The sequence below is a fragment of the Micromonospora sp. BQ11 genome (assembly GCF_052068135.1).
Classification (GTDB): Bacteria; Actinomycetota; Actinomycetes; order Mycobacteriales; family Micromonosporaceae; genus Micromonospora.
In genome coordinates, this window is sequence record NZ_JBQHDB010000008.1 from 202,106 (window position 1) to 226,150 (window position 24,045).

Consider the following 24,045-nt stretch of genomic DNA (forward strand, 5'->3'; position numbering starts at 1 on the left):
CTCCTACATGGATTGGTCTGTGGTGATGCAGGGCTCGAAGGTGCGGAAGCGCTGGATCCCGGCTTCGCTGGGCATTTCCCGGCGGTCGGTGTGTCGTGGGGGTGGGTTGCTGTCGGTGGGTGGCTCCCACCAGCGGTCCGGCGCGCGGGTGCGGGTGAGCAGCAGCAGGTAGGTGCCTGTTCGCCAGCCGGTTGGTGTGAGAATGGCGGACTCGTAGGCCAAGACGGCGCTGGTGCGCGGGTGCAGGATCAGCAGGTGCCGCTCGCGGCCGTCGTCGTTGAAGGAGGCGACGGCGAGGCCGGTGCGACCGGCGCGGTCGACCGTGCCGGGATGCGCGGTCAGCCCGGCTGCGTCGGCGAGGACCTGCGCGGTGAGGGCGCGTTGCCGTGGGCCAGGGTTGTGCCAGGTGTTGAGCGAGGCGAGACCTGCCATGAGTGCCCCATTCTTGTTGACCTGCCCGGCGTGGAAGTCCGCCTGGGATCGAAGCCAATCGGTGCTCTGGTAGGCACGGAACAGGTTCTTGTCGTGAAGCCAGCCGGGCGGCCAGAAGTCGCGCGCGACACCGGGACGCGGGTCCGGGTGCTCCGTCATCAGCTCCGCGCCGGAATCGTCGTCGGCGTACCAGCGCACGACGTCCCGCGTGACATCTCTGCCCCGGCGAGTTGTCCAGACGCGGTGGTGCACCGCGTCATATCGGCCCTCGGCCGTATCGCAGGCGTCGGTCGTGATGCGGCGAGCCAAGCCAAGCAGGATCGGGCGGCCCGGCTGGGCAGATCGCAGCCTCGTCGGCGGAGGGTGGTGCGAGGTGTCGGACAGTTCTTCGGTCGGTGACGGCACCCCGCAGCCTCGGGGTGCGGCGACGAGAAGCGGTGATTGTCTGGCAGGCGGCGGGGAAAGCTGGCCGGCGATGAGGGTTGCGGCGAGGGCGGCCACTGCGACGGCGGGACGACTGACCCCCCGCCTGCCCGACGTGAGGGCGGGCAGCGGCGGGATGCGGGTGTCCACACCGCAGGAAAGGATCATGCGCGGCGCGGCCTGGGCGTCGTCTGGACGGCGCTGAGGGCCGGTGGGTACGGGGCTCACGGCGTCCTGCTTGGGATTGGTGCGTGTTGTGGTCGCTGCCGGGGGCGCGGGATCGGCCTCGGTGGTGCGGCGGAGGCGAGGTCAGCGACGAAGGCGTCGACCTGGCCGTGGGTGACCCCGGGCATGCAGATGAGGTGACTGGTGCCGCTGTCGGTGGCGAGCAGCCACTTCTTCCTGACCTGTTTGGGTGGGGTGGGTAGGACGACGGTGAAGGCATGCGGGTGTCGCCAGGCGGGCCAGCCGACGGCGTTGAGTCGGTCGGTGGTGTAGGCGGCGAGACGGCGAGCTTGGGTGGCCCGCCACCGGTGCCCTTCGCGGCCGTAGGTGGCGATGGTGTTCCACAGCAGCGCGGCGGCCAGCCCGCATCGGGACCCGGTGACGGTGGTGTCCGCCGTTGCGGTGTAGGCGACGCGGCTGCCGTGGGTAGGCAGGTGGTCGCGGATGAGCACCACTCCGCAGGGCGTCGGCGTGCCGAGGAACTTGTGGCCGCTGATGGTGATGCTGCTGATGCCACTGGTGTCATCCAGGCGGAGCAGGCCGTCGAGGGCCAGGGGTATGCCGGACAGGGCCGCGTCGACGTGCAGGTATCCGGCCGCGCCGTGCTCGTCGAGTGCGGCGCGGATATGGCCGGTGTCGTCGACCGCCTCGGTCATGGTGGTGCCGGCGGTCGCGACGACGATGGCGGGCCACCGGCGCCGCCTACGCAGCTGTATGGCGAGGTGCGTGTAGTCCATCTCCCCGTCCGGCTGCGCTTTGACCGGGACGCCTTGGGCTCCGAGCAGGCGCACCACCTTCGGCACGGAGTAGTGGGCGGCGGTCGAGTAGTAGATGCGGGCTGTGGGGTCCCGCCGGTGCGCGGCGTGCAGGGCCGACAGGTTGCCTTCCGTGCCGCCGCTGCTCACGTAGCCCCACCGGTCGTCTGCGGGCATGGCGAGCAGGTCGGCGACCCACGTGATCACCGCGCGTTCCAGCGCCCGCGTGTGGGCGACTCCGCCGGTGTCGGCGGGGTCGCCGATGTTGTTCCACAAGCGGTTGCCGAGGCGGGTCATGACCTCGGTGTGGTCAAGGTCCACGGCGCCCGGGAACCCGATGCTCGTCGCCGCGGTGATGTCGGCTTCGCGCACGAGGTGGTCCAGCACGGCCGCGACGTCGATCGCGGGGCGGCTCAGGTCCGTGGCGTCGGCGAGGTTCAGGGTGTGCCTCACGCCGGCCGCCCGCCGTGCAGGTGCGCGGTGAGGGTGTGGTGCAGCGCGCCGAGGTGCCGCCACACTGCCCGGGTGGCGTCGTCGCCGTCCTCGGTCAGGTGTTCGTGCCGGTTGTAGTAGGTGACTCGGTCCGCGTCGAGGGTGCGGTTGCAGCGGATGCCGTCTACGCCCAGGCGAGCGTGTGGGTCGCGGTCGATGTGCATGGCGGTGCCGTCGGTCAACAGGACGTACGCCTGGCCTTTGAGGTCGAAGACCGACAGGCGGTGTCCGGTGGCGGGCAGGTCCCGCAGGGTGTGGGCGAGTTGGTACCAGCGGCCCTGGTCGGAGTCGAGGGTGCTGACCCCGACGCCGACGTAGACGGCGTGCTCGGGCAGGCTCATGTCCCCGCCGTTGACCATCGAGCCGTCCGGGCCGAGGGGATGCCAGCGGCGCCGGACGGAGGCCGCGCGGGTGATGTTGTCCCGGGCCACGCCGTCGAGGTCGGCCAGCAGCCGAGGAAGGTCGTCGGAGTCCGGGGAGGCCAGCCACAGCCGGTAGGCGGTGTGCAGCCGGTATCCGTGCGGCTCGGCCGGCGCATCGGAGACGAAGAACAACACCACCCCGTGTGGGCCGAGCGCCTCACGTCCACCGAACCGTTGATCGGCCTCGACCATGTGGCCGGTGTTGATCCGCTTGCACCGGTACGCGACCTGCTTGCGCAGGTCGACCCAGCGGCGAACCTCCGGCGGTACCCGGTCATCGACGGGCACCTGCTCGTACGGCGAGGCCGGAACGGGCGGCGGCACGGGCGGCAGGGGCGGGGGAAGCGCCGTCTCCGGCGCTCGCGGGTAGTCGGCCGGCATACGCGCCGGCCCGTAGCCCGGCTCCTGGGCGGTAGGCCCCGGCAGGTGAGCGGCAGGACCGGGCCCGTAGGCCGGGTGTTCCGATGGATGGGTGGTCGGTACCGCCGACGGGTGCTCTGGCCGCCATCCGGCCTCGACGTGCTCGACGCCGTAGTGCCTGCCCGCAGGAGGCATGGCCGCGTGGGTCATCATCGTCGCCCCCTTGTCAGATCGAGACATTGATCGCGTCGGGAACGGCGTGTGTGGTTGGGGTGCCGCGGCCGATACCGGTGTAGACCGACGGACGGGATTGCCGCAGATGCCCGGCCCACACCCCGCCGAGCACGGCGGTGGCGGCGAGGATCGCGGGCAGCAGGAACGGATACAGCGAACCCGGCGCGGCACCGAGCAGGGAGCCGGCGTTGCCGGCCATCAGGGCCAGCAGCACCAGCCCACCCGGCACCCCCAACGCGGGTGCGAGCCGCCACTCCCACGCTCCCGCCTGCGGGCCGCGCACGCTCGCCGGTGCGGTCATCGCCGCCACGGACGCGGTCAGCAGCAGGCACAGCAGGCCCATCGCACCCAGCGTCGACAGCCACGTGAACATGACCGCGATCGGGTCAGCGCCGGCCAGCGCGAACGCGCCCACCACCACCGACGCGATAGCTGTCTGGGTGAACGAGCCGCCGCGCGGCGCGCTGACCCGGGTCGTGCTGCCGGTGTGCGCGAGCCCGGCGGGCAGGACGCCTTCACGGGCCAGGGCGAACACATATCGGGCGACAACGTTGTGGAAGACGAGCTTCGAGGTGAGGATCGCGAGAATCAGGACCAGCTCCGCGAGCACCACCCACCAGCCGCCGAGGCGTTCCAGGATCGAGAAAGGCAGCCCTGCCGCCGGATCGGCAGCCACCTCGCCAACGGCGGTGGGGCCGACGGCCACGCCCATCGCCCACGCTGCGAGCGCGTACACGCCGCCGAGGACGACCACCGCGCCGATCGTGGCCCGGCCGAGCGATCGGCGGTCGACGGCCTCCTCGACCATCGATCCCGGGCTGTCAACGCCCATCAACGCCGCCACGCAGAAGGCCACCGCGCCGCCGACGCCGCTGACCGCCAGCCCCGAGGCGTCAAAGCCCTCCCATGACAGCCCGCTGTCAGCCGGCTGCCCCACACCGGCGAGGACGAACGCGGCGACGATCAGCAGGGACACCGCCAGCACAGCCACCAGAACCCGGGTGGACAGCACGATCGCTCGCACGCCGAAGGCCCCGATCACGGCCAGGGCGAGGCCCGCCCACACCCACCACGCCCCACCGACTTGCCCAGCCAGCGTCGCTCCGACCAACCCGTACAGACTGATCTGAATAGCGTTGTAGGCAACCAAAGCAACGAGGCCGGCGGCGACGCCCCAACCACGCCCGAGGCTGTTGGCGAGGATGCCGTAGTAGGCCGCCGGGTGTCCCACCTGGCGGGCCATCGCCGTATACCCCACCGTCAGCAACGCCACCACCGCCGCGACGAGCACGAACACCAGTGGAAGCGCCGTCACCTGCGTGGTCGCGTAGGTGGCGACGATGCCTCCGGCGAGCACCACCATCGGCGCCGACGCCGCCGCCCCGAACACCCACAACCCCGTCGGCGTCAGCGTCCGCCGTGCGAGCGCCACTTGCATATGCATCGACCTCACCGCTGCCCCCGATCTGTCGAGTTCGGGCAGCACGAACCCTGGCAGCCATCCACTGGATGCCGGTCCACGTCGGCCGCGGTCGCCGCGACGAGATACACCGCCGCCGGGCGTACCGGACCGAGACGCCAGTAGCTGTGGTCACGTTCGAGCCGCCGCCGGGCGGTCCCCGCATCGGGGGTGAAGCCGAACAGATCGTGGGAGCCATTGGCCCACTCCCGCCGCACCGCGTAGCCCCACGCGAACTCGTCCGACGTCACGTCTCCCGCGTCCGTGACGGCGGCGTCGGCACGCGCACACGACGGCCTTGGTGGCAACCACCGTGCGGCGTTACGCCAACGAGGTGGAGTCAAAGCCTGTATACGGGTCAGAGCAGACAGCACGAGGGGTGTCTCCTTCAAGAGCAGGGCGGGAAAGGGTGATCCACCGCGAGGTCATCGCCAGCAGGTGCTTAACAACGGGGTGGTCGGACGGTCAGGGATAACCAGGTGACGCCGGCACGGCACGACGACGCAGCGGTATAGCGAAGCGATGCGCGCGCATCCGGCACGGCAACCTGGCGGACCGTCGGTCGCCAGGCGCGGACCGCCACAACCGCCACAGCACCGGCCCGCCGGGCTGCAACAACACCGGCGACCGCGGCTCAAACCCGAGTCGAGCGAACACGCTCTCCCGGGGCCAGACGCCGCTGAGCTCCGCGTGCGCCGGCAGCCCCTCCGCATCGAGCCTGCGGTGGTAGCTGGTCAATAAGGCACGAGCGGCGCCACTCTGCCCGGGACGAGCCGCGAGGTGAGCAAGGTAGTGATGCGGCGTATGCGGGAGCACCGCATCGACGTAGGCGTGTAGCAGCGCGAACCGGGGTGCGTGCGATCCGAGTGTTCGTTGCAGGTCGTACATCCACGCTGCGGCTGGCGGGGGCGGTTCGGGTCGCGGGTACCAGACCGTCGCAGCGGTGTGGTCGTCAGTGGTGTCGACCTGGCCATGCGCCAATCCCTGCGTCAACACCAGGCGCGCCCAGCAGCGCAGCACGTCGCGACGCTTGGCGGCATCCGCTACGAGCCAGGTGCTCACGGGGCGGGTTATCAGGGCGTCCGCCATGACCGAGGACAACGCATCGACGTCGTCAGCGGTCGCCTGGCGGATCACAGCTTCCACGTGCCTCATGTCGCGTCCCCCCGTGCTGGGTGAATGCCGTTGCCTTCGGATATGTCCAGCGCTGGCCACGACTCGTCCACGCACACCGCCTGTTCGTGCGACATCCACGGCACCGGATCGATCGCCGGTTGAAAAGTTCTGGCGAGGTGTAGGCTGTCTGATTTGATTCCCGCAGTTGGCAGACGAAGACGCGCTGCGTCGATTAACCCGGGTGGACCACAGACGTAGAAACCCTGCCCCTCCTCGTAGTGATGAAGGGCCAGGGTGAGCACGTCACCCTGAGCGGCCGGCTCGGCATCAAGGTCGTCGGAGAACGCCAACACCACCGTCAGCCAGTCACCGTGTGCCTGCCGCAGCTTGGTCAGCGCCACCGCGTCATACAGGTGGGACAACGCTCGCGCGCCCACCACCAACGTCACACGCCGTCTACTCCGCGATGCGGCGACCTGCTCGACCAGCGCCCGCATCGGCGCGAAACCCGTACCGCCCGCCGCCAACAGCAGATCGGCGTCCCCGGCTGCCTCCAACGACAGCCCCACATCGATTGCCGGCCCCAACCACAGCAACTCCCCCGGCACCACCCGCTCGACCAACGTCGGCGACACCACACCGTCCGGGAGCGCCCGTATGTGAAGCTCCACCGTCCCGTCCGGACGAGGAGCGTTCGCAGGCGAGTACCACCGCCACTGCCCCGGCAGGCGCGGTGTGCACACCGGCATCGCCTGGCCCGGCAGGTAGCGAAGACGCCGCATCGGCCGGACGGTCAAGACGGCGACGCCGTCGGCTGTCGCGTCGCGGACCACCACTTCACCGACCGTGGCCTGAGGCCCGTCACCCAGGGCCGCCGCTACCCTTCCGGCCAGATGCAGGGCGCGGCGACAACCTCGCTCCCACCAGCTCGCCACTGCTGGCTCCCAGCTCACGCTCGAGAACTGACGAACCGTGTCTGCCATTGCCGCCGCGACCACGGTCCCGTGGTACGGATGCAGCCCGAGACGCCGGTGCATCCGCCCCAACACCACCAGTGCAGCACGCCGCCCCGCCGGGTCGCCCCGGCCGGTGACCACCTGCCCGAGGGTGGAGAAGAACATCGGCGCGAACTGCTGCGGGAGCAACCGCACGCTTCGGTCCTCCATGAATGACCAGAAATGGTTAGCGGCACGTTCATGAACACTGAGGACGAGGGCCACCTGTCTCGCAGGATCAGTCATCACAGCAGCCATCCCCGACACGATAAGTCCGTGCCGGAATCATCAACCTGTAAGTCTCCCGAACAGGCCAGGCAGCACTGGCCGCGTTCACGCAAGCCAAAGGACGGCTGTGATCGGGTGTCGCCGAAGCACCGAGATGCACGCTAAAGCGTCTGAAAGACAAGCGATCTAACAAACTGGACGATGGCTGTACATCTCCTGAAATGGCGCCACTCGTAAGCTTCCATCTGGACACCGGTTGCAACCAACGCACTTTGAGCGACACAATAAGACACTCCTTCCCTATCACGTGTCGCACTCGAGCCCGCAACAGGGCTTCACGGCAAGTAGAGCGTCACCGATATACTGTCGGAGCAACAGGCGTGCACCGTGTGCACACGCATCTGCACACACCATTGGAGGCCAGGTGGACTCGTTCGGGCGGGTTCTCAGGCAGCACCGCACAGCAGCTGGCCTATCGCTGCGAGACCTTGCCGCCCGAATAAACTTTCAGTACAGCCACATCTCCCAGGTGGAACGTGAAGTACGCCGCCCTACGAAGGCGATGGCGGAGGCCTGCGAACGAGCTTTGTCCACTGGCGGCAAACTTGCTGAGGCGTTCCTCCATGAGCAGGCAGGCGATACCGACATGCGTAGACGATCAGTCCTTCAGGCCATGGGAGCCCTCGCCGCAGCACCGACCGCAGACCACCTCGTTGGGCTGGAAGCGCTGCGTCACGGCCTCGGTGCTGCAGTAGACGTCGACCACGATGAGTGGCGTGACATCGTCGCCTCCTACGGCCGCGGCTACTACCAGCAGCCACACAGCCAGGTGATGGCACAGCTAAGTCGAGACATGGCGGTCCTGCAGCATCAGATCGCCGCCGACCGTGGCGACCGTCGCCCCATACTTCTACAGGCTGCTGGTCGACTGTCAGTCATCGTCGCCCTCGGACTAGTCGCATCCGGACAGGCGATGATGGCCCGTAGGTGGTGGCAAACGGCGCGACGAGTTGCGGACGAGTCCGGCGACCCGGAGACGAAGGTGTTGGTGTACGCCTGGGACGTGGTGAATGGCTGTTACGACGGTCGTCCAGCTGGTGAGGTAGTTGCGCTTTCGGATGAGGTGTTGCCGCTGCTGCAAGGGCGGGCGTCCGCCGCGGCCTGCGGGCTACTTGCCGGGCGGGCGCAGGCTCTGTCCCTAGCTGGCCGGCATTCCGAGGCGATCGGCACCGTGGAGCAGCTCGCCAGCTTGGCAGAGCAGCTGCCAGCGCCCGTCGTCAACGACGTCGAGAGCTTGTGGGGCTGGCCGGAGCATCGGCTTCGACACACCGAGTCGTGGGTTTATACGCACGCCGACAGCTACCGCCGAGCGGACCAAGCGCAGGATCGAGCGCTTGCCCTATACCCTGCGTCGCAGATTCGGCTGCGCACACAGGTACAACTACATCGCGCGGCAGCATTGATCCGTACCGGCCATATCCCGGACGGGCTGCGGCTGGCCGCTGATCTGCTCGACGGATTACCGGCGGGTCATCACAACGAACTCGTTCGTAGCGTGGCTTGGCAGGTCGTTGCCGCCGTGCCTTACAAGGAGCGCAGCCGTCCGCCGTACGACGAGCTGCTCGAGCGAGTGAGGCCATAGCTTCGCCTCGGTCGTCGCCGATGTGTAGGCGTGCACTGCGACGCCCCTACTTGTTTAGGTTCGCCCGTAGCATCCGAGGATGCTTACCTACACCGCCATCGCCAGCACCGCTGCCGGCCAGCTCTTCGACGTCCTAGGGGACCTGTACGGTCTCGTGTACGCCGAGCCGCCATATAACGAAGGACCGGAGGAGGTTGCCAGATTTCGTGACGGCCTACCCAAGGAGGCCACGCGGCCAGGGTTCAGCTTGATCGTTGCCGAGGACGACGGGCTCCTAGTCGGGGCAGCATATGGGTGGAGGATGCCGGCTGGCAGCTGGTGGTCTCGCGCCGACCGGGATCCGCCCTCGGAGGTACGCGACGCCGACAAGTTCGCGGTTATGGAGTGGATCGTGCACCCGCAGCGGCGGCGCGCCGGCATTGGCGCAGAACTTATGCGCCGGCTACTTGCCGGCCGTACGGAGCCTTATGCGACCCTCGCTTCCAACCCCGCCTCGACGGCAAGAGCCGTGTACGAACGGGCGGGGTGGAAGCAAGTCGCCACGTCCGTGCTCCCGTGGGGGCCGTCCATGGACATCCTGGTCCTGTCGCTCCCAGTTGGAGGCAAGTAATGCGCGGCGCCGGCTCCCATGCCCTACGGCACTAAAGGACCACGTGCCGCAAACAGCGGCACCTAGGTCGCCTCGGGCGGCAACGCACGGGCTCCCCATCCAGGTACCGCACGTTGACGATGTCTCACGTACGGTGGTGCTGCTCGTACTGCTCGACACTGATCGTCGACGTGGGGGAACTGAGGGACGGATGCAGGACCAACACGGCTATCTATCGCTGACGAGTCTGGAATTCCTCGGTGACGAGTCCGTACTACGGGAGCAGGTAGAGCGGACGCTGCGGGGCTCCAGCATTCCCCTTCAGGCCGGCAGCTGTCACGGCGCCGACGTCACCGGGTCGGTCTCGGTGGTCGTCGACGCGTCACGTCGCGTCGAAAGCGTCGTCGTAGGCCGGGAGTGGCGGAGCGAAGTGGGCGGACCCGGCTTTCCGGCGGCGCTCTTCGACGCGTACACCAACGCCCTTGGCGCCGCCTTGGAACAGGCTGCCATGGTCAGGCTCCAGGAGGAGCGTCACGACCCCTCGACGCCGCGCCGACCGACGACCTCTGAGGCGTACGTGGAAGCCGATGAGGACGCGTGGTCGCGGGCGACGTGGCGCACCCTGCGGGGCCTGGACGCGGAACTGGCCCGGGTGGCGGGTCTTCGTGATGCCGTAGTCGAGGAGACGATGTCCAGCACCACCGGCCTTCTGACGCTGCGGATTCGCGCGGGCAGCATCGTCGGTATCTCCGGCGACACGCGACGGATCGCGCGCGCCGACGCCGGTGAGCTGCAGTTCGAGGCGTCGTCCCTGCTGCGCTCCTTCGACCTGGCCGACGGGCCTCGGCACGACATCGAGGGGTGATCAGATGGATGAGCTGAACGTCATCACCGACGCGCTGCGCGCCGAGGGCAGCAAGTGGCTGAACCTGTCCGACAGCGTGGCGGCCGTCAAGGGCGCCACCGAGCACCTGACCCTGGACCCCTCGGCCTTCTACATCGGTGACGCCAACGTCGTTGTCCATTCGACGGCGTACCGCGACTTCCACACCTTCATGGTCACGGTCCTGGCCGGCGCGGTCGTGGAGTTCGAGCAGATGGGTGAGGCCCTTCGGCGGGTCGCCGACGCGTACGACCGCGCCGACGAGGTGGTCTCGCTCGACCTCAACGCCATTTACCGCGCCTGAGCGCGGACGCCGCAGCCAGGAGAGGACACCGACACCGATGCAGCCCGCACCGCCGGACCTGGAGTACAGCGAGCCGTTCAACAAGGCTTTCGAGCAGATCCGCGCCGGCGTGGACCTCGCCGTCGGCGGGTTCAACGACATCGTCGCGCAGGTCAACGAATGGGCGTGGCTCCTCGGCCCGGCGGCCCTGCTGTGGATCAAGCGCAACCTCGACGCGGTGCGCGGTGGCCTGCGCAGTGTGCTGGATCGGGTCGAGCACGCGGTGGAGCATCAGATGCCGGTGCTGTCGCTGATCTCGATGAGTTTCCGGTGGGTCACCGACGTGAAGACGCCCGTGTCCCAGCTGTCGTTCGCCGTCACCGAGCCGGTGGATCAGAACCTCGCGAAGTGGACCGGCGACGCGGCGCGTGCCTACGCCGACAAGGCCACGAAGCAGAAGGCCGCCGTGGACGAGTCTGTACTCAAGGCCGAGTTCATCAGCCAGTGGCTGTTTAAGATCGCCAAGGCGAACGTCGACTACGCTGTCGAGCTGGCTAAGATCGTCACGAGCCTGGCAGGGAAGTTCGCCCAGGCCGCCACCGACGCGGCGACTGTCATCAACATCCCCTGGGCCATCGACACTCTCGCCGAGTCCGTCGGCGACATCGTCACCGCCGGTCTCGACACTCTCCTGCACATCGGTCAGCGTTTCGTCGATGCATTGGGCAACGTCCGGGACATCGCGACGCAGGTCGGAGACCACTCCAAGCTTCCCGGCGGCCGCTGGCCTGAGGCCGTGCGAGGCTAGGGGTGGGCCGGCGGCGTGCTCAGGCGCGTGGGACGGCAACGTGGATCGCCTTGAGGATCGTCAATGCCCTCGCGGCGAGCACGTCCTCGGGCAGGTAGGAGTCGCCGCCGACTGCCAGCCATACCTGGACCACCAGGTTGGCGCTGCGGGCATGGACCAGGTATTCGGCGTACTTGAAGCCGGGATCGGATCGCTTGACGAATCCTTCCGCCTCCTCCCCCACCCCGGCAACCGGACCGTCCGGCGTCATTCCGGTCACCTGCCGGGTCGCCTGGTACAGCTGCCCGGCCTCCTCAGCGCTCGCCAACGAGGACGCCTCCACCCGCAGATTCGCCTGATGGCCGTCCGCGGTACGCATCTCGAACAGACACGCCGATCCCTGCCGCGCCACCGGCGGCTTCGGATCAGTACGCGCCACCCGCAGCGACAGGTCCGCCAAGGGTCTGAGATCCGTATCCCGGCACAGGTCGAGATTCGCCGCGTCGTAGGAGACACCGGCGGCGGGTGTCGGGCTTCCGGTCGCGGGAGCACTGACGGCAGGAGGTGTGATGCTGGCGGCGGGCGTCGCCGCTCCCCCGTCACACGCTCCGACGGCCGCGAGCGTCATCAGAAGAGCGGAAACGACCCAGGTACGAGTCCGGATCTGAGCGCTCACATCGTCGAACATACCGGCAGCCGCGCCCCGCCGGCCGCCGGTGCGCACTCCCCGTATCGTCGACAGATGCCCGCCGAGACCATCGAAACTGTCGCCCGTACTCGCGCTGTCACCGCTGCGGCTGTCCTTCAGCAGCAGATCGACCTGCGCGCCTATCCTCACCGGCACCTCGCGGTGGTCGCCTACGCCGCCGGCGGCGACAGCATCAGCCAGGCACTCGCCGCTGCCGATCACCTCAGCTACAGCGGCTGGGAGCTCGTCAACGTGACGCAGATCGGCAGCAACAAAACACTGCACGCCTTCATGCGCCGCCGGTGAACGCAGGGGCTGCGCCCATCAGCTGAGGCTTGGCAGCCGCCCTCACCGCGACTCCGTGTCCTGGCGGAGCCGGGACATGAAACGGCTGTCAGGCACGGAGCGTTCTGGAGTGAGCGTTTCCCGGACCTGTGACATCCTCGTCGTCGCACAGCCGCCCCGAGGCGATGCGTAGCCTCCGGTCGATTCCATGGGACTACTCATCGTCAGGCCACCAGTGGGGATCGAGGCTTTTGCCGTGGCCGTGGGGGCAGGTGCCGTAGCCGGTGCGGGAGACGTTCCAGTGGTGGTAGCAGTAAGGGGCGTCGCATGGGCCGCAGAACCCGGCGTCGTCGTAGAAACCTGCGGTGGCAACGGCGGCGTACCGGTAGGGCTCGACGAAGGCGTCGGCGATCTTCTGGACTTGCGCCGGGTCGACCGGCTGGCCGGTGCCGTTGCCCGCTTCGATGCCGGAGAACAGCAGCCACCACTGGTGGTCTGGGTGGCGCTGTCGGGCAGCGGTGAAGGTGTCGCGCTGTTCCGGTGGCCACTGCAGCCAGTCGGCAGGCAGCGCATCGGCTGCCACGAGTTCAACGTGTGTTGCTGGTCGCGCGCATACCGCGCATGGCGGTTTGGCGACGAAGGCCTGGACCATGATCTCTCCTCTCCCCTGACAGTCAGATGCCGGCGGGCGGCACTGCTCGTCCGGCGGGATGGTGCGGGGGCCGATCCGTCATGACGCAGATTCGGGTCAGAGGCCACCAGGGGCCACTGGCCATGGCGATCTCCCGGCAGTGTCGCCAGAGTTGGTGGGTGGCAGGTGGGGGTGGGTAGCTGTCGATGGTGGCCAAGACGATCGGGTCGGGCCAGTAGCGCCAGGCGGCCTCGACGATTTGGTCGTTGTAGTCGGGTAGGGCGTAGCGGACGACGGCGCGGGCTTCGTCGTTCTGGTTGACGATGTAGGGGTTGTCGTCCCAGTACCAGGCGGGCTGGAGGTGGTAGTCGTGGCTGAGGTGCGGGTTGATCAGGCGCCACGACGGGATGATGAGGCCCTCGTAGCTCTGCCAGACGGCGCTGACGACGGGGCGTAGCGCGGCGAGTTCAGCGTCGGTGACCGGGTGACACCGGTAGGGGTGCTCCATCAGGTCGTAGCGTTCTTCGATGCCGTCGTAGCGTTGCTCGCCGTAGTAGCCGGAGCTTTCGAAGAAGTAGTGGAAGTCGCCGAAGGCGGTCACTCGGTCGATGTCGTTGGTCTGCTGCCACACCGGTTCTCGTACGGCGTGCAGGGCGTCGTTGAGCGGTGTACGGCGCAGGGTGTTGACGTGCGACTGGTGGCCGCGGGCGATGAGGTGTCGGACGTGCTTGATGGCGGCTTCTGGTGAGGGGCACCAGATGACCGTCGGCTCGGGCAGGTCGGCGGTGCGGTAGGCCTCGCGCACGGCGGCTTCGGCCCGTGGCCGGTCGGCGGGCTCGGTGGTGAGGATTGCTGTCCTCCACCGTCGGATTACCTGGTCCGTTGCTGGGAAGGGGGTGGTTGTCGTCGGGTCCATGTCGTATCCCATCTGCCTCGCAGGGGCTGCCGGTGAGACCGCGGAGGGCGATCGCTTACGGGGTCTGATGTTGAGGGGCTGGATCGGATCTACCTTCAGGATGCGCAGGCACCGCCAGCACGGGTCGTGGTGGCGCGGCGATGGTGGCTCGGACGTCATGACCGCTGATGAAGGCTCGGTGATGGGTGTGGGGCGCGGTGACGGGAGTTGGGTCCCGCCACCGCGCTGTGCCGGCCCGGTCTACTGCGGGGTGTCGCCGGTCGGGGGTTCGGGGTTGCGCCGGCCGAGGACGCGGACGGTGGTGCTGAGTTTGATGGGCTTGTCGTCGGGGCCTTTGAGGAAGGGCTCGACCTCGATCTTCTTGCGCAGGCTCCGGCCGGGGCCGTAGGCCTGGTTGCGTTCGTGGCCGGAGACCCAGTAGCGGTGATCGGGCGTGCTGCGGGTTCGTCCGCCCGTGGGTGTGGGCGGGTCGCCGGCGGGTGTGGTGGAGGGTGGCTTGATGCGGACCAGTCGGACGTCGGGGGCGGGTCGCTGGCTGCGGTGGTAGGTGTTGCGGGTTGCTTTCGGCAGCGTGGCGGGGGTGGTGTCGGTCATCTGTTGGTTCATGAGCAGCCAGGTGGTGATCAGCGGCCCGAGTGGGTGGCTGCCGCTGATGGACGTCGTGCGGGGGATGTGGTCGGTGTGGACGGGGATGAGCCAGCCGATGTCGCGGCGCAGTGTCGGCATCAGGTCGGCGTCGAGGCCGGCGCCGATGCTGCGGTAGCCGAGCAGGTGCCAGCCGCCAGGGTGGGGTGTCCAGGAGACGGCGGCGATGCGACCGCGGGTGCCGGTGGGGTGGGCCCAGACGACCAGTCCGCTGGGTGACGGGGTGATCCGGTCGGTCACCGGTGCCGGTGGTTGGTCGCGGGTGACCTCGTTGATCAGGTCGGTGAACTCGTGGTTGATCCAGTACAGCGGTGCCCGGTCGAGGTGCTCAGCCAGGACGCGGCGGGTCTCTAATGCATTGAGGGGGTCGGGTAGGCCGGCGGGACCGCGCAGGAGTCCGGTGAGCCGGTCGCGGATCTTCGGCAGCATGTCCGGGGTGAGGGTGGCCGGTGGCCAGTCGGTGGTGGTGAGGAGAGTGCGGCCTTCACGGGTCAGCACGATCGCGCGGTGCACCATGCTCAGGATGGCGTAGCGGGGGCTGGTGGGGTGCCAGCCCATGTGGGCTGCGCTGGCAGCGGTGAGGCCGGCGGGGTCGTCGGCTTCGAAGTACTGGGCGCAGCGCGCACAGACATGCCATCGGGTGTTGTAGGTCTGGATGATCTCGCGGCGGCCTCCGATGCCTTGGGCTTCGAGTTCCGCGGTGTGGTAGTTCCAGACCGGTCGGGGTCCGCTGCAGATGTGGCAGCGGTCGTAGACGTCGCCGATGAGGTCGGCGGCGACGGGCACGGGCTGGTGGCGTCCGTCTTCGCTGACCGGGTGCCGGTAGACGACCTGGTCGCCGTCGTGGTGGTGGGTGAGGCTGTAGCCGCAGGTGGCGCAGGCCATCAGGGTTGCCAGGTTCATGCGCCGGCCTCCGGCCGGGTGGGGCGCAGGTTGCGCAGGCGCCGCCCGCGCCGCGGTGTGGTGGCCGGCATGGTCATGCCGGGGGCGTAGAGGGTGTGCTGGTTCCCGCCTGAGTGCTTGGCGTGGTACATGGCGATGTCAGCGCGCCGTAGGGCCACGTCTTCGAGGGGGTCGCTGCTGTCGACGATGGCGGCTCCGACGCTGGCCGCGACGTCGACCGTGGTGGGCTCACCGTCACCGGGCAGGTCGAGGGGTTGAGCGATCAGAGCGACGACCAGCCCGGCGACCCGGGCAGGGGTGCCGCGGTGCGCGGGCAGCAGGGCCGCGTACTCGTCGCCGGCCAGCCGCGCGGCGGCGCCGCCGTTCAGGGCGGCGATCTCGTGGATGCGGGCGCCGATCTCGGTGAGGATGTGGTCGCCGGCGTCGTGGCCGTGGGTGTCGTTGACGGCCTTGAAGTTGTCCAGGTCGATCAGCAGGACGAGCATCGGGTGTGGTGTCGCGGTGAGGGTGGCGTGCAGGGCGAGCAGGCCGGTGCGGTTGAGCAGACCGGTGAGCGGGTCACGGGCGAGCTGCCGGAGGGCGTCGGCGAGGTGGGCGCGCGTGCGTCGGAGTGCGGCGATCAGGTAGCAGGCCCAGGCTGCGGCGACGAGTGCCACGGCGGTCGTGGCAGTCACGGACATTGTGGTGAACACTGAGGTCCTCCATTCGGTTGGAGAACCCGGGGCGCCGTCGTTTGGTAGGCGGGGCGCCCCGGGTCTTAACGGCGACGGCCCGCCGATGGCGGGCCGTGGGTGTGTGATGCCGGTGATGACGGCAAGGCCGCCGGCATGGCTCGGGGGCTGCGGCGGCCGGGGTTTCGTCGGCTACAGGCCCAGGGGCGCTGCGGACGCAGGATCAGGTGGTGCTGGTGCCTGGCGTCAGTCGCGGTGCGCCTGGAGGCGGTGGTTGGCGTGTTCGCCGAGGTAGACGGTGTGGAGGCCGATCGTGGCGATGGCCGGCACGGTGTCGGTCAGGACGCTGAGTTGCAGCCGTACGGCTTCTTCGGCCAGTCGAGGCGAGTGGGCGGCGCGTAAGCACACCAGGTAGGTCTCATGCCAGGTGACCTGGAACGTACCCCTACCAGTGGCGGTGATGGTCGGCTCGCGGACCATGGCGCTGAGGGTGATGGGCAACCCGTACTGCTGTTGCAGCGCGAAGGCGTCGCAGGCCAGGTGGTAGGCGGCGATACGCGCCGCTGTCGGGTTGTCGGCGGCGACGGTGAGGGGAATCGCGGCGGTGACCTCGTAGAGGTGGGCGGTGGGCAATCCTGGTAGGCCGAGGCCGCGCAGCAGGTCATCGACGAGCTGGTACGGGCCGTGTGCGCCGGGCCGATCGTCGAGGTCACCGGTGCGCAGCGCCTCGATGAGCGCCGCGCGGATCTGCCGTACCCGGTGGTGCCACGCCTGCGCGGAGAGGTACCGCGCCGTGGTCGCCTCCGTGCTGGCCTCGCGTGAGGGCGGCGGTGTAGGGCGTGTACGGGGCGTCTCTTTCGACGCTCAAGTCGGTCGGGTCGCGCGGATCAGGATCGATGGTCACCGCCTGCACGGTGAGAGATTCGACCAGGGGTGCGGGCAGCGCGGCGACGGCGCGGTGGACGGCCGCGACGGCCTGGGTGCGGGCGTCGTCGCCGGTGCAGGCGCGCACCTGCGCGGTAAGTGTCACGAGCAGGCTGGCCTCGTAGGTGCTGTGAACGGGGCCGTCACCGGGGCCTGCCGCACGCCTGTGTGGAGGCAGGTCGACGGTGATGGTGACGTTTGGGTCGAGCGCCTGCCGTGCCCCCTGTTCCTGGTTGCCGGGGTCGGCGGTGAAGAGCTGCACCACAGCGGTGGCGTCGGTGGGACGGGCGCAGCTCAGGGCGAGGTGCAGGGTCCAGATTCGGGGCAGCGGGGACAGGCCGACGGCCTGCAGGACCCGGCAGGCCGTCTCCAGCGCAACCAGGTTAGTGCGCACGAGGTGAATCAGTCGGCGGCGCAGTTCGACGCCGAGGCCGTGGGTGAGGCATCGCCACGCGGTGGCCTCCTGTCTGGCGAAGGTGTCGGCGCTGCTGGTTGTGGTGTGCTCTGTGTCGTAGCGGCCGTCGTACGGCGCGGTGCTGGGCGTCATCGAGTCGCCTCCGAGGTCAGGTGGTTCAAAAACCAGTGGGGCGAGCCATCCGGCTCGCCCCACTGGTGGGCTGGGCAAAGGAACAGGCGGCTGGTGCGAGCGCGGCGATAGACGTGCGGGCAGGGCCGCGGGATGTCGGTCAGTCGTTTTCATGCGCCGCGGTGGCGTGCGCGCTGCTCGACCAGGTCGGCGATCTTGTCTCGTCTGGCGGCCGGAAGGGTGGCCAGGACGGCGACCAGGTGGTGTTCCTGTTCGCTGAGCGGCTCGGCGAAGGCCGCCTTGTAGGCCAGTCGGGCTGCCTCGTGGGGGGCTTCGATCGGGCCGCTGTGGTCGTGGCCGTAGGCGATCTCGCGGAGTTGCTCGGCGGCGGCGAGCGGATCGTGGGACAGGGTGACGTCGTAGACCGTGAAGGTCGCGGGAAGGTCAGCGGCGCTGATCGCGGTGATCAGGCACAACCCGGCCTGCACGTCGTAAGCCCACAGTTCGCTACGGCCGGGGTTGTCGCCCCGGGCGCGAACGGCGGCGCGGGCCGCGTGCCAACTCAGCCGGGCTTCTTGGGAGCGGGCGGCGAGGGCCAGCAGCATGCGGCGTACGGGATCCATGAATGGGTTACTCCTGCTCTGGGTGGCTCCCCGACGATGGCGTCAGGGAGCGGGTGAACGGTCGGAGGTGCGATGTCGGAGTGCGTGCAGGGGTTATCGGGGCGTCTGTCGCGTCCGGGTTGGTGAGAGGTGCCCGCTTGTGGAGCTACGGCTGGTCGAAGAACTCCGACGGCGGGAGGCCGGCGTGCAACGCCTGCGCCAGCAGAGCCGCCAGCTCGTAGGCGGGCTCGATGGCCAGGGCGTGCTCGACGGCGAGCAGGGCCAAGGCGCCGTCGCCGCAGCGCCACGCGGCCAGAGCGAGCAGGGTCGCCGGTGCCGGCACCAGCGGGTGCTCGGCGCGGCGGGTGACCTCGGCCCAGAACGTGACGTGCCGGTCGTGCGGCTCGGTCAGTTCCATGGCGAGGTCTCGGACCGAGGGGCGGGTCAGCAACACGGTTAGCCATGCCACCTCGTCGTTGCCGAGGCGCTTGCCGTCGTCGTGCTGCCGTAGTGCCGCACGAACGGCTCTGGCCCCCGCCTCATGCACGGCGGCGTCTCCGGCGTCGCGTAGCTGGGCCGCCCGTGTGATCGCCTCACCGGTGGCGCGGCGCATGGCGTCGCGGTCTGCTCCCCGGACGGGCGCGAAGCGAGCCGCGACCGCAGCGCGGTCCGGGAACGCGACCTGCCCCGCGGCGGTCGCTTGCACGCTGATCAACGAGGTGCGTGGATCGAAGAGGATGCCGTGTGGTGGGCAGCAGGCGGGGTTGTCGCACCGCAGGCTGAAGATCCGCTTGTCGGTGACCCGCAGCAGGTCTCGGATGGGCACGTCCGCGGCGGTGAACGTGCGGTCGATGGTGCCCAGGTGCGACTCGACATGGTCGGTGTCGCCGTAGCCGATGATCACGGCGTCGGTGATTGGCTGTTGCCGCCGTACGACGCGGGCCAGGTGAGCGGCCAGGTTCTGCACCTGGGCCGTGGGGGCGCCATGGTCTGGGAGATCGCCTCGGGCGACGAACGTGACCCGGCGGTTGTTGAAGACGACCACGACGATGCTGCCGTCGTGGGGGTGGAAACCCAGTAGGTACGGCACCGCCGCGACCAGGTCGGCCGGGGATCGGACTGTCAGCGTGTTCTGGGGAGTAGACATGGCGCTCTCCACTTCGGATCGGGGTTGGGGCCAGCGGGACAGCCGGAGCCACGGAAGCCTTGTTTGTTCTGTGCGATTCAGGAGCACCGGGATGTCGAAGCTGGCAGTGGTACGGCGACGGATGCTGCGCGAGCCGTCGGGCGACGCCGTGGGTGTGGCATTGGATGCGTGCGCAGGTGGACGGAGACCGCGGCCTGCTCGTGGGTCATTGCGCGGGTTCCATCGGCGAGGTGATCTGGCCGGTGTGAGGAGCGCGGGGTGGCGGGTTTCGTGCCTGTCTCGTTCGAGGGACGGCTATGCGGCCAGGGTCCGCAGGATCAGGTGCGCTTCCTTGAGGTGACCGGCGAGGACCTCGCCGTTGGCGCCGGCGGTGCTGAGGCTGTCGGTGAGGGCTTGCACGACCGCGGTGGGCGCGGTCGGCAGACCCGTGAAGGCTCGTCTGTTGACGTGCCCGCAGATGCGCTGGACGGTCTGGGTCAGGCGGGCCTGGGCGAGGTTGAGCCCGCAAAGCAGTCGGGCCAGCTCGGTCCGGTCGTGGCCTTCGGCGGCGTGCGCCATGATGTCGCCGAGGTTTTCCACGGCCAGCAGGAGCACGTGCGTCGCGGCAACGGTCCCGGCCGGGTCGAAGCGCGCCTCGTCGCCGAACAACGTGGCGAGCTCACCGATCACGGTTTGCCCGTGGTCGCTGAGGCGCGGCGCGTTCGACAGCTGGGCGAACCAGTCTTCGTCGGACAGGTACCAGGTGTTCGTCAACATGCTGTCCTCCACAGGACAGAAAAAGGCGGCCACCGCGCGGTGGCCGCCTGAAGGGATGGAGGTGCCGCGCCCCGACCGCGTTCGCGAGGGACGTGGAGCTTGGTGGGTGCCGGATCCGAGACCGGGCAACGACGGCCGACCGCGGAGTGGTGGGCACGATGCCGTCGCACGAGGCGTCGGATCAACAGCAGACAGGGGTAAGAACAGGGAGAGCCATCAGGCTAGCCCCGGCCGATGCAGGTGCGCTCGCAGCTGTCAGGTTCTGCCTTCTGGCCGAACCTGACAGCGCCGCCAGCCCGGTGCTGTCGCTGGGTGGTGTTCGCGCAGGCGACCGACGAATCGACAGGGCGGACCAGACGTCTGCCATCATCAGGATGCGTGCGAGCCCAGGTCAGCCGCTGCGAAGGGAGCTCTCTCCCCCGGCTGCCGCAGCCATACAGCAAGCGGGCTCACCGATGCCGTGCGCCCTGCAGCCCATCCCCCGCACCTAGTCAGACCGCTGTCATGACGTCACCCCGACTATCCCGGGGTACGCCTTGCATCACGAGCTGTGCATTACCCCGAATGCACGGTGGGCCATCCATCTCGTTCACCGCCGACGGCTACGGCGCGCTTCAGATCCAGGTCCATGGCCGAAGAGCTGTCCGTACGCGTCCGCGCCACCGCATGCGACGGGGGTGCAGAAAGGTCTCGATGTCATCGAGGGCGTTGTCGGCGGTGCCGCTGGTGTGGGGCACCGTCCGGGCACGGCGCAGGGCGGCGACCACCCGATCCTCGTCCAGCTGGCGGTAGACCCTCGCCAGGTGCCCGAGGCAGGTCGCGGCCAGGGCGCTGACCTGGTGGTCCTCATGATCGAGCAACCGAAGATGCAGCTCCTGCAGTTCCTTCCAGTCGCCGTCGCCGTACAACGCCGTTCCGACCATGGCATCCAACGCCGCCGAGAGGTCGCCGCGATCGAGCGCGGAATTGACCTGCGCCGGTGTTGCTGGCGGCGGGTTGTAGAAGACGTGATGCTCATGGCGCACCAGCACATCCTCGCTCACGTGCGCAGCGGCACGTGGTCCGAGCTGCACGGTCCACCCTGGTCTGCCATCGGGCGATGCGTCGACGGCAGACCAGGGCGCGAACTCCGCCGGTCCTGTAAAGCCGGATCCGGTGGTCGGTCAGCCGCGCCGCAGGACCAACACGTCCTCGTGCGCTATCAGGTGCACCGGGATACCTTCGGCGCGGGCGCGTCGGACCGCCATCATCCCGAACATGGAGGCTCGGTGCACGATCTGCCCCTGGTGCACCGCGGCGAGCATCGCCGCGCAGCGCTGCACCGGAAGGAGCCCGACTGACTGCGCCACAGCGAGCAGCTCGCCGGGTAGATCGATCAGGTCGTCCCGCTGCCGGCGCACCGGCCGGCAAGTGATCACGACGAAACCGCCAGGACGAAGCAGCTGATGACTGGCGGCGAGGATTGCGGCGAATCCGTCGAACAGACGGGACCATCCCGCGTAGGCGAGGTTGCCGCGTCTGCGGTCCCCGTAGAGGTGATCTCGTTTGCGTACCCCGGTGCCGGTCGTTTGGACCAGGCCGTGAGTCCCACGCCCGTATGGCGGAGAAGTCAGTACCAGGCTGACGGCGCCGACAGCCGACGCGGGTACCAGCTCCAGCAAGCCGCTGGCGTCGCCGGTGAGTACCGTCGCACGGCCGGCGGCACCCTGGGACGCGGCGAGGGCGACGTTAGCCCGGGCCAGTGCGGTGTAGCGAGGTTCGATGTCGATTCCGATCGCCTGCCGGCCGAGGTGCATGGCCTCGACCAGAGTGGTACCCGACCCGCACATCGGATCGAACACCAGATCCCCTGGCGCGGTGTACGAGCTGATCGCGTGCGCGGCCAAATGCGGCAGCATCTTGCCCGGGTGACTGGAGGTGCGCGGGACGTAGCGGCCTCGCCGCTGGTCACGGGCGGGCTGTTGGCAGGTCAACCAGACCGAGGTTACCGGCAGAGACTCAGCCATCATTGCCCCCGGCCCTCGTGGAGCTGCGGGTCAGGATCAGCACGTCGGTGTGGATGTCCAGCTGCGTCTGCTGGCCACGCCGAGGCGGCCGGTCGGCCGCCACGATGTGCTGCAGGTACGCCAGACCGGCCCGCTTCGCGGCGATGACAACGTCCACCGGCAGGACGACATCTCCATGCGGCAGCAGCACCGCCACGCAGCCGCCCGGCACCAGGCTGGCGCAGCACCGCACGAAAAACTGAACCGGTGAGGCATCGTCGACCGGCCAGCCGGTGACGATCAAAGCCGCCGCCTCCGGACCCCAGCCCACCTGCCGGGGTGCCTGCAGGTGGCTGCGGCGGCGCGAGGCGATAATCGCGCGGGCCAGTTGCGGCCCCACGGCCAAGTCGACGACGAGGGCCGACGGGTGGGTGAGGTTGTGGACGAGCCGAACACCCATCGCGTTAGACATGGTCTCCTCGCCGTGCGGGGCGGGGACCGGCCAGACGGTGATCGGTACGGGCGGCTCACCGGGCACCACGTCCCCCACGGGGACCGGCGCGCGGTACGAATTTCTGTCGGTCATGGGCGCGGTGGCCCCCGGACCAGCGGACGTACTGACAATCCCCAGTACTCCCATGACAGGCCGATCGAACCCGCCCTAAACCTGACAGCACCGGTCTACCGCCCCGCGTGCCGGCTGATCAGCGGACGTGCCGACGGTCCCGACAGGTGTGAATCGGACGCGAACCAGACCCGGCCTGTCCCGGCCTGACAACAGCTCCTGGTGTTAGGGCGGGCTGTCCCAATCGACGTCTCGGCGCCTTCGCACTGGGCGGGCGCTCCCGTCGAGGAGGACCATCACCATGGCCACGACCACCCGAACGAGGACCGCCGGCACGGCGCTGACCACCGCCGAGAAGGCGTTCGCACTGCTGACCTGCGAGCCCGCACCACTGGTGTTTGATGCACGTCCGGTGCCGGGCCTGCCCGATACGACCATGCCGCTGGACGAGCTGCGCAAGCTGTTGATGTGCGAGCGCTACGACAGCGACACCACTGACGAGCTGTGGCGGCAGCTGGCCCACCACGCCCGTGAATGGGGACCAGCCTGGGTCATCGGCGCAATAGGCGTGGCGCTACCCGCGCTGACGCACTTGGCCGCGAAGATCAGTCGCGGCTTCGCCCGGCACGCCGAAGACGTCGACTCCGAAGTCCTGGCCAGCTTCCTGCAGGCATTGCGCACGGCGGACCTTGCCCCTCCACGACTGTGGCTGCGCTTGTGCTGGGCGGCATGGCGCGCCGGGGCCGCCGTCGTCAAGGCCGACGACGGCGAGGAATTGCCCTTGGACCTGCCCACCGGCTCCCGTTCACCGAGGATGCCCTACGGCCACCCAGACCTACTGCTCGGCCGGGCGGCCGCCGTCGGCCTGATCACCACCGAGGCCGTCGAGCTGATCAGCGCGACCCGGTTCGGCGACGCGTTCATTGAGGAACTGGCCGCCGAGATGGGTGTCACCGCATCGGCCCTGCGGATGCGCCGGCGACGCGCCGAGCGCATCGTGGCTGCCGCTGTCACCCGAGGGGATCTTTCCAGGCCGACTCGCTCGCGCGATCATCGCGAAGCCGCAGTTACGGCCGGACGCCACCACAGCGTCCACCCACACTGTTTGCAGGCATAGTAGGTACGCGCTAGCGAAGAAGATCGCTTTACGCAGAGCCACCGCTCAGGAGGACTTTGGCAGCCGCGCGCCCGCTACACCTGGTTACACCCGTTTTCCTGGCGAGTCGTGTGTGCGCGGATCGCGACTGGATAGGGATATGTCACGTTGTCGCCTCAGCCGGCGGTCGTCGCGACGTCAGATGATGTCCAGGAGGTTCCACCGGCTGCCGGCGATGTCGAAGTAGGCCGCGACCCGGCCGTAAAGCTCGGCCGGCAGTTTCCGCATGCAGGTGACATCAGCCTCGACTATCGGCCGGTAGCCGGCGTCGAATCGTCGACGCGAGGAAACACCCACCTCGGCCCGCTATCTGACTATGG

27 protein-coding genes are annotated in these 24,045 nt (G+C 68.9%); 7 read left to right on the forward strand and 20 right to left on the reverse strand.

The window, feature by feature from the left end:
* Positions 1-3: 3 nt before the first annotated feature.
* The 7 genes from ACTMSW_RS18965 to ACTMSW_RS18995 form a co-directional block, all read right to left on the reverse strand.
* On the reverse strand, positions 4-1,083 hold the full coding sequence (locus ACTMSW_RS18965) for a hypothetical protein (protein WP_441181950.1): 1,080 nt from the start codon (positions 1,081-1,083) through the stop codon (positions 4-6).
* Positions 1,080-2,288 (reverse strand): histidine decarboxylase, encoded by a 1,209-nt coding sequence (locus ACTMSW_RS18970; RefSeq protein WP_441181951.1) that lies wholly within the window; start codon positions 2,286-2,288, stop codon positions 1,080-1,082. Before ACTMSW_RS18970 ends, ACTMSW_RS18965 begins: the two co-directional genes overlap by 4 nt.
* Positions 2,285-3,073, reverse strand: coding sequence for a hypothetical protein (locus ACTMSW_RS18975; protein WP_441181952.1), 789 nt, complete (start codon positions 3,071-3,073; stop codon positions 2,285-2,287). The genes ACTMSW_RS18970 and ACTMSW_RS18975 overlap by 4 nt, the downstream gene beginning before the upstream one ends.
* Before the next feature lie 262 nt (positions 3,074-3,335).
* Positions 3,336-4,781, reverse strand: coding sequence for an APC family permease (locus ACTMSW_RS18980; protein ID WP_441181953.1), 1,446 nt, complete (start codon positions 4,779-4,781; stop codon positions 3,336-3,338).
* Positions 4,782-4,792: 11 nt separating this feature from the next.
* Entirely contained in the window at positions 4,793-5,053 is a 261-nt protein-coding gene (locus ACTMSW_RS18985) for a hypothetical protein (RefSeq protein WP_441181954.1), read from the reverse strand.
* A gap of 214 nt (positions 5,054-5,267) precedes the next feature.
* Positions 5,268-5,957 (reverse strand): N-acetyltransferase, encoded by a 690-nt coding sequence (locus ACTMSW_RS18990; RefSeq protein WP_441181955.1) that lies wholly within the window; start codon positions 5,955-5,957, stop codon positions 5,268-5,270.
* Positions 5,954-7,171, reverse strand: a complete 1,218-nt coding sequence (locus ACTMSW_RS18995) for an FAD-binding oxidoreductase (protein WP_441181956.1) — start codon at positions 7,169-7,171, stop codon at positions 5,954-5,956. Before ACTMSW_RS18995 ends, ACTMSW_RS18990 begins: the two co-directional genes overlap by 4 nt.
* 394 nt (positions 7,172-7,565) lie before the next feature.
* Here ACTMSW_RS18995 and ACTMSW_RS19000 point away from each other — a divergent pair, with 394 nt between their 5' ends.
* The 5 genes from ACTMSW_RS19000 to ACTMSW_RS19020 all read left to right on the forward strand — a co-directional run bounded on the left by ACTMSW_RS19000 (position 7,566) and on the right by ACTMSW_RS19020 (position 11,346).
* Positions 7,566-8,783, forward strand: coding sequence for a helix-turn-helix domain-containing protein (locus tag ACTMSW_RS19000; RefSeq protein WP_441181957.1), 1,218 nt, complete (start codon positions 7,566-7,568; stop codon positions 8,781-8,783).
* 79 nt (positions 8,784-8,862) lie between these two features.
* On the forward strand, positions 8,863-9,393 hold the full coding sequence (locus ACTMSW_RS19005) for an N-acetyltransferase family protein (RefSeq protein ID WP_441181958.1): 531 nt from the start codon (positions 8,863-8,865) through the stop codon (positions 9,391-9,393).
* Positions 9,394-9,529: 136 nt separating this feature from the next.
* Positions 9,530-10,237, forward strand: coding sequence for a hypothetical protein (locus ACTMSW_RS19010; protein WP_441181959.1), 708 nt, complete (start codon positions 9,530-9,532; stop codon positions 10,235-10,237).
* Between the two features lie 4 nt (positions 10,238-10,241).
* The gene (locus ACTMSW_RS19015; protein ID WP_441181960.1) at positions 10,242-10,559 is read left to right on the forward strand and encodes a hypothetical protein; all 318 of its coding nucleotides are present in this window, start codon (positions 10,242-10,244) and stop codon (positions 10,557-10,559) included.
* 37 nt (positions 10,560-10,596) lie between these two features.
* On the forward strand, positions 10,597-11,346 hold the full coding sequence (locus ACTMSW_RS19020) for a hypothetical protein (RefSeq protein ID WP_441181961.1): 750 nt from the start codon (positions 10,597-10,599) through the stop codon (positions 11,344-11,346).
* A gap of 19 nt (positions 11,347-11,365) precedes the next feature.
* Here ACTMSW_RS19020 and ACTMSW_RS19025 read toward each other — a convergent pair whose 3' ends face one another.
* The gene (locus tag ACTMSW_RS19025) at positions 11,366-12,013 is read right to left on the reverse strand and encodes a hypothetical protein (RefSeq protein WP_441181962.1); all 648 of its coding nucleotides are present in this window, start codon (positions 12,011-12,013) and stop codon (positions 11,366-11,368) included.
* Positions 12,014-12,067: 54 nt separating this feature from the next.
* On the opposite strand from ACTMSW_RS19025, the gene ACTMSW_RS19030 reads away from it, so the two are divergent.
* Positions 12,068-12,319 (forward strand): transcriptional regulator, encoded by a 252-nt coding sequence (locus ACTMSW_RS19030; RefSeq protein ID WP_441181963.1) that lies wholly within the window; start codon positions 12,068-12,070, stop codon positions 12,317-12,319.
* Positions 12,320-12,512: 193 nt separating this feature from the next.
* Here the strand turns inward: ACTMSW_RS19030 and ACTMSW_RS19035 are convergent, their stop codons facing one another.
* The 12 genes from ACTMSW_RS19035 to ACTMSW_RS19090 all read right to left on the reverse strand — a co-directional run bounded on the left by ACTMSW_RS19035 (position 12,513) and on the right by ACTMSW_RS19090 (position 22,476).
* Positions 12,513-12,950, reverse strand: a complete 438-nt coding sequence (locus ACTMSW_RS19035) for a hypothetical protein (RefSeq protein WP_441181964.1) — start codon at positions 12,948-12,950, stop codon at positions 12,513-12,515.
* A gap of 22 nt (positions 12,951-12,972) precedes the next feature.
* A complete protein-coding gene (locus ACTMSW_RS19040) occupies positions 12,973-13,845 on the reverse strand; it encodes a hypothetical protein (RefSeq protein WP_441181965.1) in 873 nt (290 codons plus the stop codon).
* A 240-nt stretch (positions 13,846-14,085) separates the two neighbouring features.
* The gene (locus tag ACTMSW_RS19045; RefSeq protein WP_441181966.1) at positions 14,086-15,393 is read right to left on the reverse strand and encodes a hypothetical protein; all 1,308 of its coding nucleotides are present in this window, start codon (positions 15,391-15,393) and stop codon (positions 14,086-14,088) included.
* A complete protein-coding gene (locus tag ACTMSW_RS19050; protein WP_441181967.1) occupies positions 15,390-16,067 on the reverse strand; it encodes a diguanylate cyclase domain-containing protein in 678 nt (225 codons plus the stop codon). Before ACTMSW_RS19050 ends, ACTMSW_RS19045 begins: the two co-directional genes overlap by 4 nt.
* Before the next feature lie 243 nt (positions 16,068-16,310).
* The gene (locus ACTMSW_RS19055) at positions 16,311-16,697 is read right to left on the reverse strand and encodes a hypothetical protein (protein ID WP_441181968.1); all 387 of its coding nucleotides are present in this window, start codon (positions 16,695-16,697) and stop codon (positions 16,311-16,313) included.
* 76 nt (positions 16,698-16,773) lie between these two features.
* Complete coding sequence (locus ACTMSW_RS19060; protein ID WP_441181969.1) at positions 16,774-17,535, reverse strand: hypothetical protein; 762 nt, start codon at positions 17,533-17,535, stop codon at positions 16,774-16,776.
* A gap of 149 nt (positions 17,536-17,684) precedes the next feature.
* A complete protein-coding gene (locus ACTMSW_RS19065) occupies positions 17,685-18,137 on the reverse strand; it encodes a hypothetical protein (protein WP_441181970.1) in 453 nt (150 codons plus the stop codon).
* Between the two features lie 145 nt (positions 18,138-18,282).
* On the reverse strand, positions 18,283-19,263 hold the full coding sequence (locus tag ACTMSW_RS19070; RefSeq protein WP_441181971.1) for a DUF4192 domain-containing protein: 981 nt from the start codon (positions 19,261-19,263) through the stop codon (positions 18,283-18,285).
* A 294-nt stretch (positions 19,264-19,557) separates the two neighbouring features.
* Positions 19,558-20,052 (reverse strand): hypothetical protein, encoded by a 495-nt coding sequence (locus ACTMSW_RS19075; protein ID WP_441181972.1) that lies wholly within the window; start codon positions 20,050-20,052, stop codon positions 19,558-19,560.
* Between the two features lie 581 nt (positions 20,053-20,633).
* Entirely contained in the window at positions 20,634-21,062 is a 429-nt protein-coding gene (locus tag ACTMSW_RS19080) for a hypothetical protein (RefSeq protein WP_441181973.1), read from the reverse strand.
* 120 nt (positions 21,063-21,182) lie between these two features.
* Complete coding sequence (locus tag ACTMSW_RS19085) at positions 21,183-22,025, reverse strand: TRM11 family SAM-dependent methyltransferase (protein ID WP_441181974.1); 843 nt, start codon at positions 22,023-22,025, stop codon at positions 21,183-21,185.
* Positions 22,018-22,476, reverse strand: a complete 459-nt coding sequence (locus ACTMSW_RS19090) for a hypothetical protein (RefSeq protein WP_441181975.1) — start codon at positions 22,474-22,476, stop codon at positions 22,018-22,020. The genes ACTMSW_RS19085 and ACTMSW_RS19090 overlap by 8 nt, the downstream gene beginning before the upstream one ends.
* 394 nt (positions 22,477-22,870) lie before the next feature.
* On the opposite strand from ACTMSW_RS19090, the gene ACTMSW_RS19095 reads away from it, so the two are divergent.
* On the forward strand, positions 22,871-23,686 hold the full coding sequence (locus ACTMSW_RS19095) for a hypothetical protein (RefSeq protein WP_441181976.1): 816 nt from the start codon (positions 22,871-22,873) through the stop codon (positions 23,684-23,686).
* Positions 23,687-24,045 lie beyond the last annotated feature (359 nt).

Excerpts from the sequence above, each read along its gene's own strand:
- ACTMSW_RS19030 (WP_441181963.1), top strand. The coding sequence starts at position 12,068 with ATGCCCGCCGAGACCATCGAAACTGTCGCCCGTACTCGCGCTGTCACC.
- ACTMSW_RS19015 (WP_441181960.1), top strand. The coding sequence starts at position 10,242 with ATGGATGAGCTGAACGTCATCACCGACGCGCTGCGCGCCGAGGGCAGC.
- ACTMSW_RS19020 (WP_441181961.1), top strand. The coding sequence starts at position 10,597 with ATGCAGCCCGCACCGCCGGACCTGGAGTACAGCGAGCCGTTCAACAAG.
- ACTMSW_RS19025 (WP_441181962.1), bottom strand. The coding sequence starts at position 12,013 with ATGTTCGACGATGTGAGCGCTCAGATCCGGACTCGTACCTGGGTCGTT.
- ACTMSW_RS18980 (WP_441181953.1), bottom strand. The coding sequence starts at position 4,781 with ATGCAAGTGGCGCTCGCACGGCGGACGCTGACGCCGACGGGGTTGTGG.
- ACTMSW_RS19065 (WP_441181970.1), bottom strand. The coding sequence starts at position 18,137 with ATGGATCCCGTACGCCGCATGCTGCTGGCCCTCGCCGCCCGCTCCCAA.
- ACTMSW_RS19005 (WP_441181958.1), top strand. The coding sequence starts at position 8,863 with ATGCTTACCTACACCGCCATCGCCAGCACCGCTGCCGGCCAGCTCTTC.
- ACTMSW_RS18995 (WP_441181956.1), bottom strand. The coding sequence starts at position 7,171 with ATGGCTGCTGTGATGACTGATCCTGCGAGACAGGTGGCCCTCGTCCTC.
- ACTMSW_RS19045 (WP_441181966.1), bottom strand. The coding sequence starts at position 15,393 with ATGAACCTGGCAACCCTGATGGCCTGCGCCACCTGCGGCTACAGCCTC.
- ACTMSW_RS19040 (WP_441181965.1), bottom strand. The coding sequence starts at position 13,845 with ATGGACCCGACGACAACCACCCCCTTCCCAGCAACGGACCAGGTAATC.
- ACTMSW_RS19085 (WP_441181974.1), bottom strand. The coding sequence starts at position 22,025 with ATGGCTGAGTCTCTGCCGGTAACCTCGGTCTGGTTGACCTGCCAACAG.
- ACTMSW_RS19035 (WP_441181964.1), bottom strand. The coding sequence starts at position 12,950 with ATGGTCCAGGCCTTCGTCGCCAAACCGCCATGCGCGGTATGCGCGCGA.
- ACTMSW_RS19090 (WP_441181975.1), bottom strand. The coding sequence starts at position 22,476 with ATGTCTAACGCGATGGGTGTTCGGCTCGTCCACAACCTCACCCACCCG.
- ACTMSW_RS19095 (WP_441181976.1), top strand. The coding sequence starts at position 22,871 with ATGGCCACGACCACCCGAACGAGGACCGCCGGCACGGCGCTGACCACC.
- ACTMSW_RS19060 (WP_441181969.1), bottom strand. The coding sequence starts at position 17,535 with ATGACGCCCAGCACCGCGCCGTACGACGGCCGCTACGACACAGAGCAC.
- ACTMSW_RS18990 (WP_441181955.1), bottom strand. The coding sequence starts at position 5,957 with ATGAGGCACGTGGAAGCTGTGATCCGCCAGGCGACCGCTGACGACGTC.
- ACTMSW_RS19070 (WP_441181971.1), bottom strand. The coding sequence starts at position 19,263 with ATGTCTACTCCCCAGAACACGCTGACAGTCCGATCCCCGGCCGACCTG.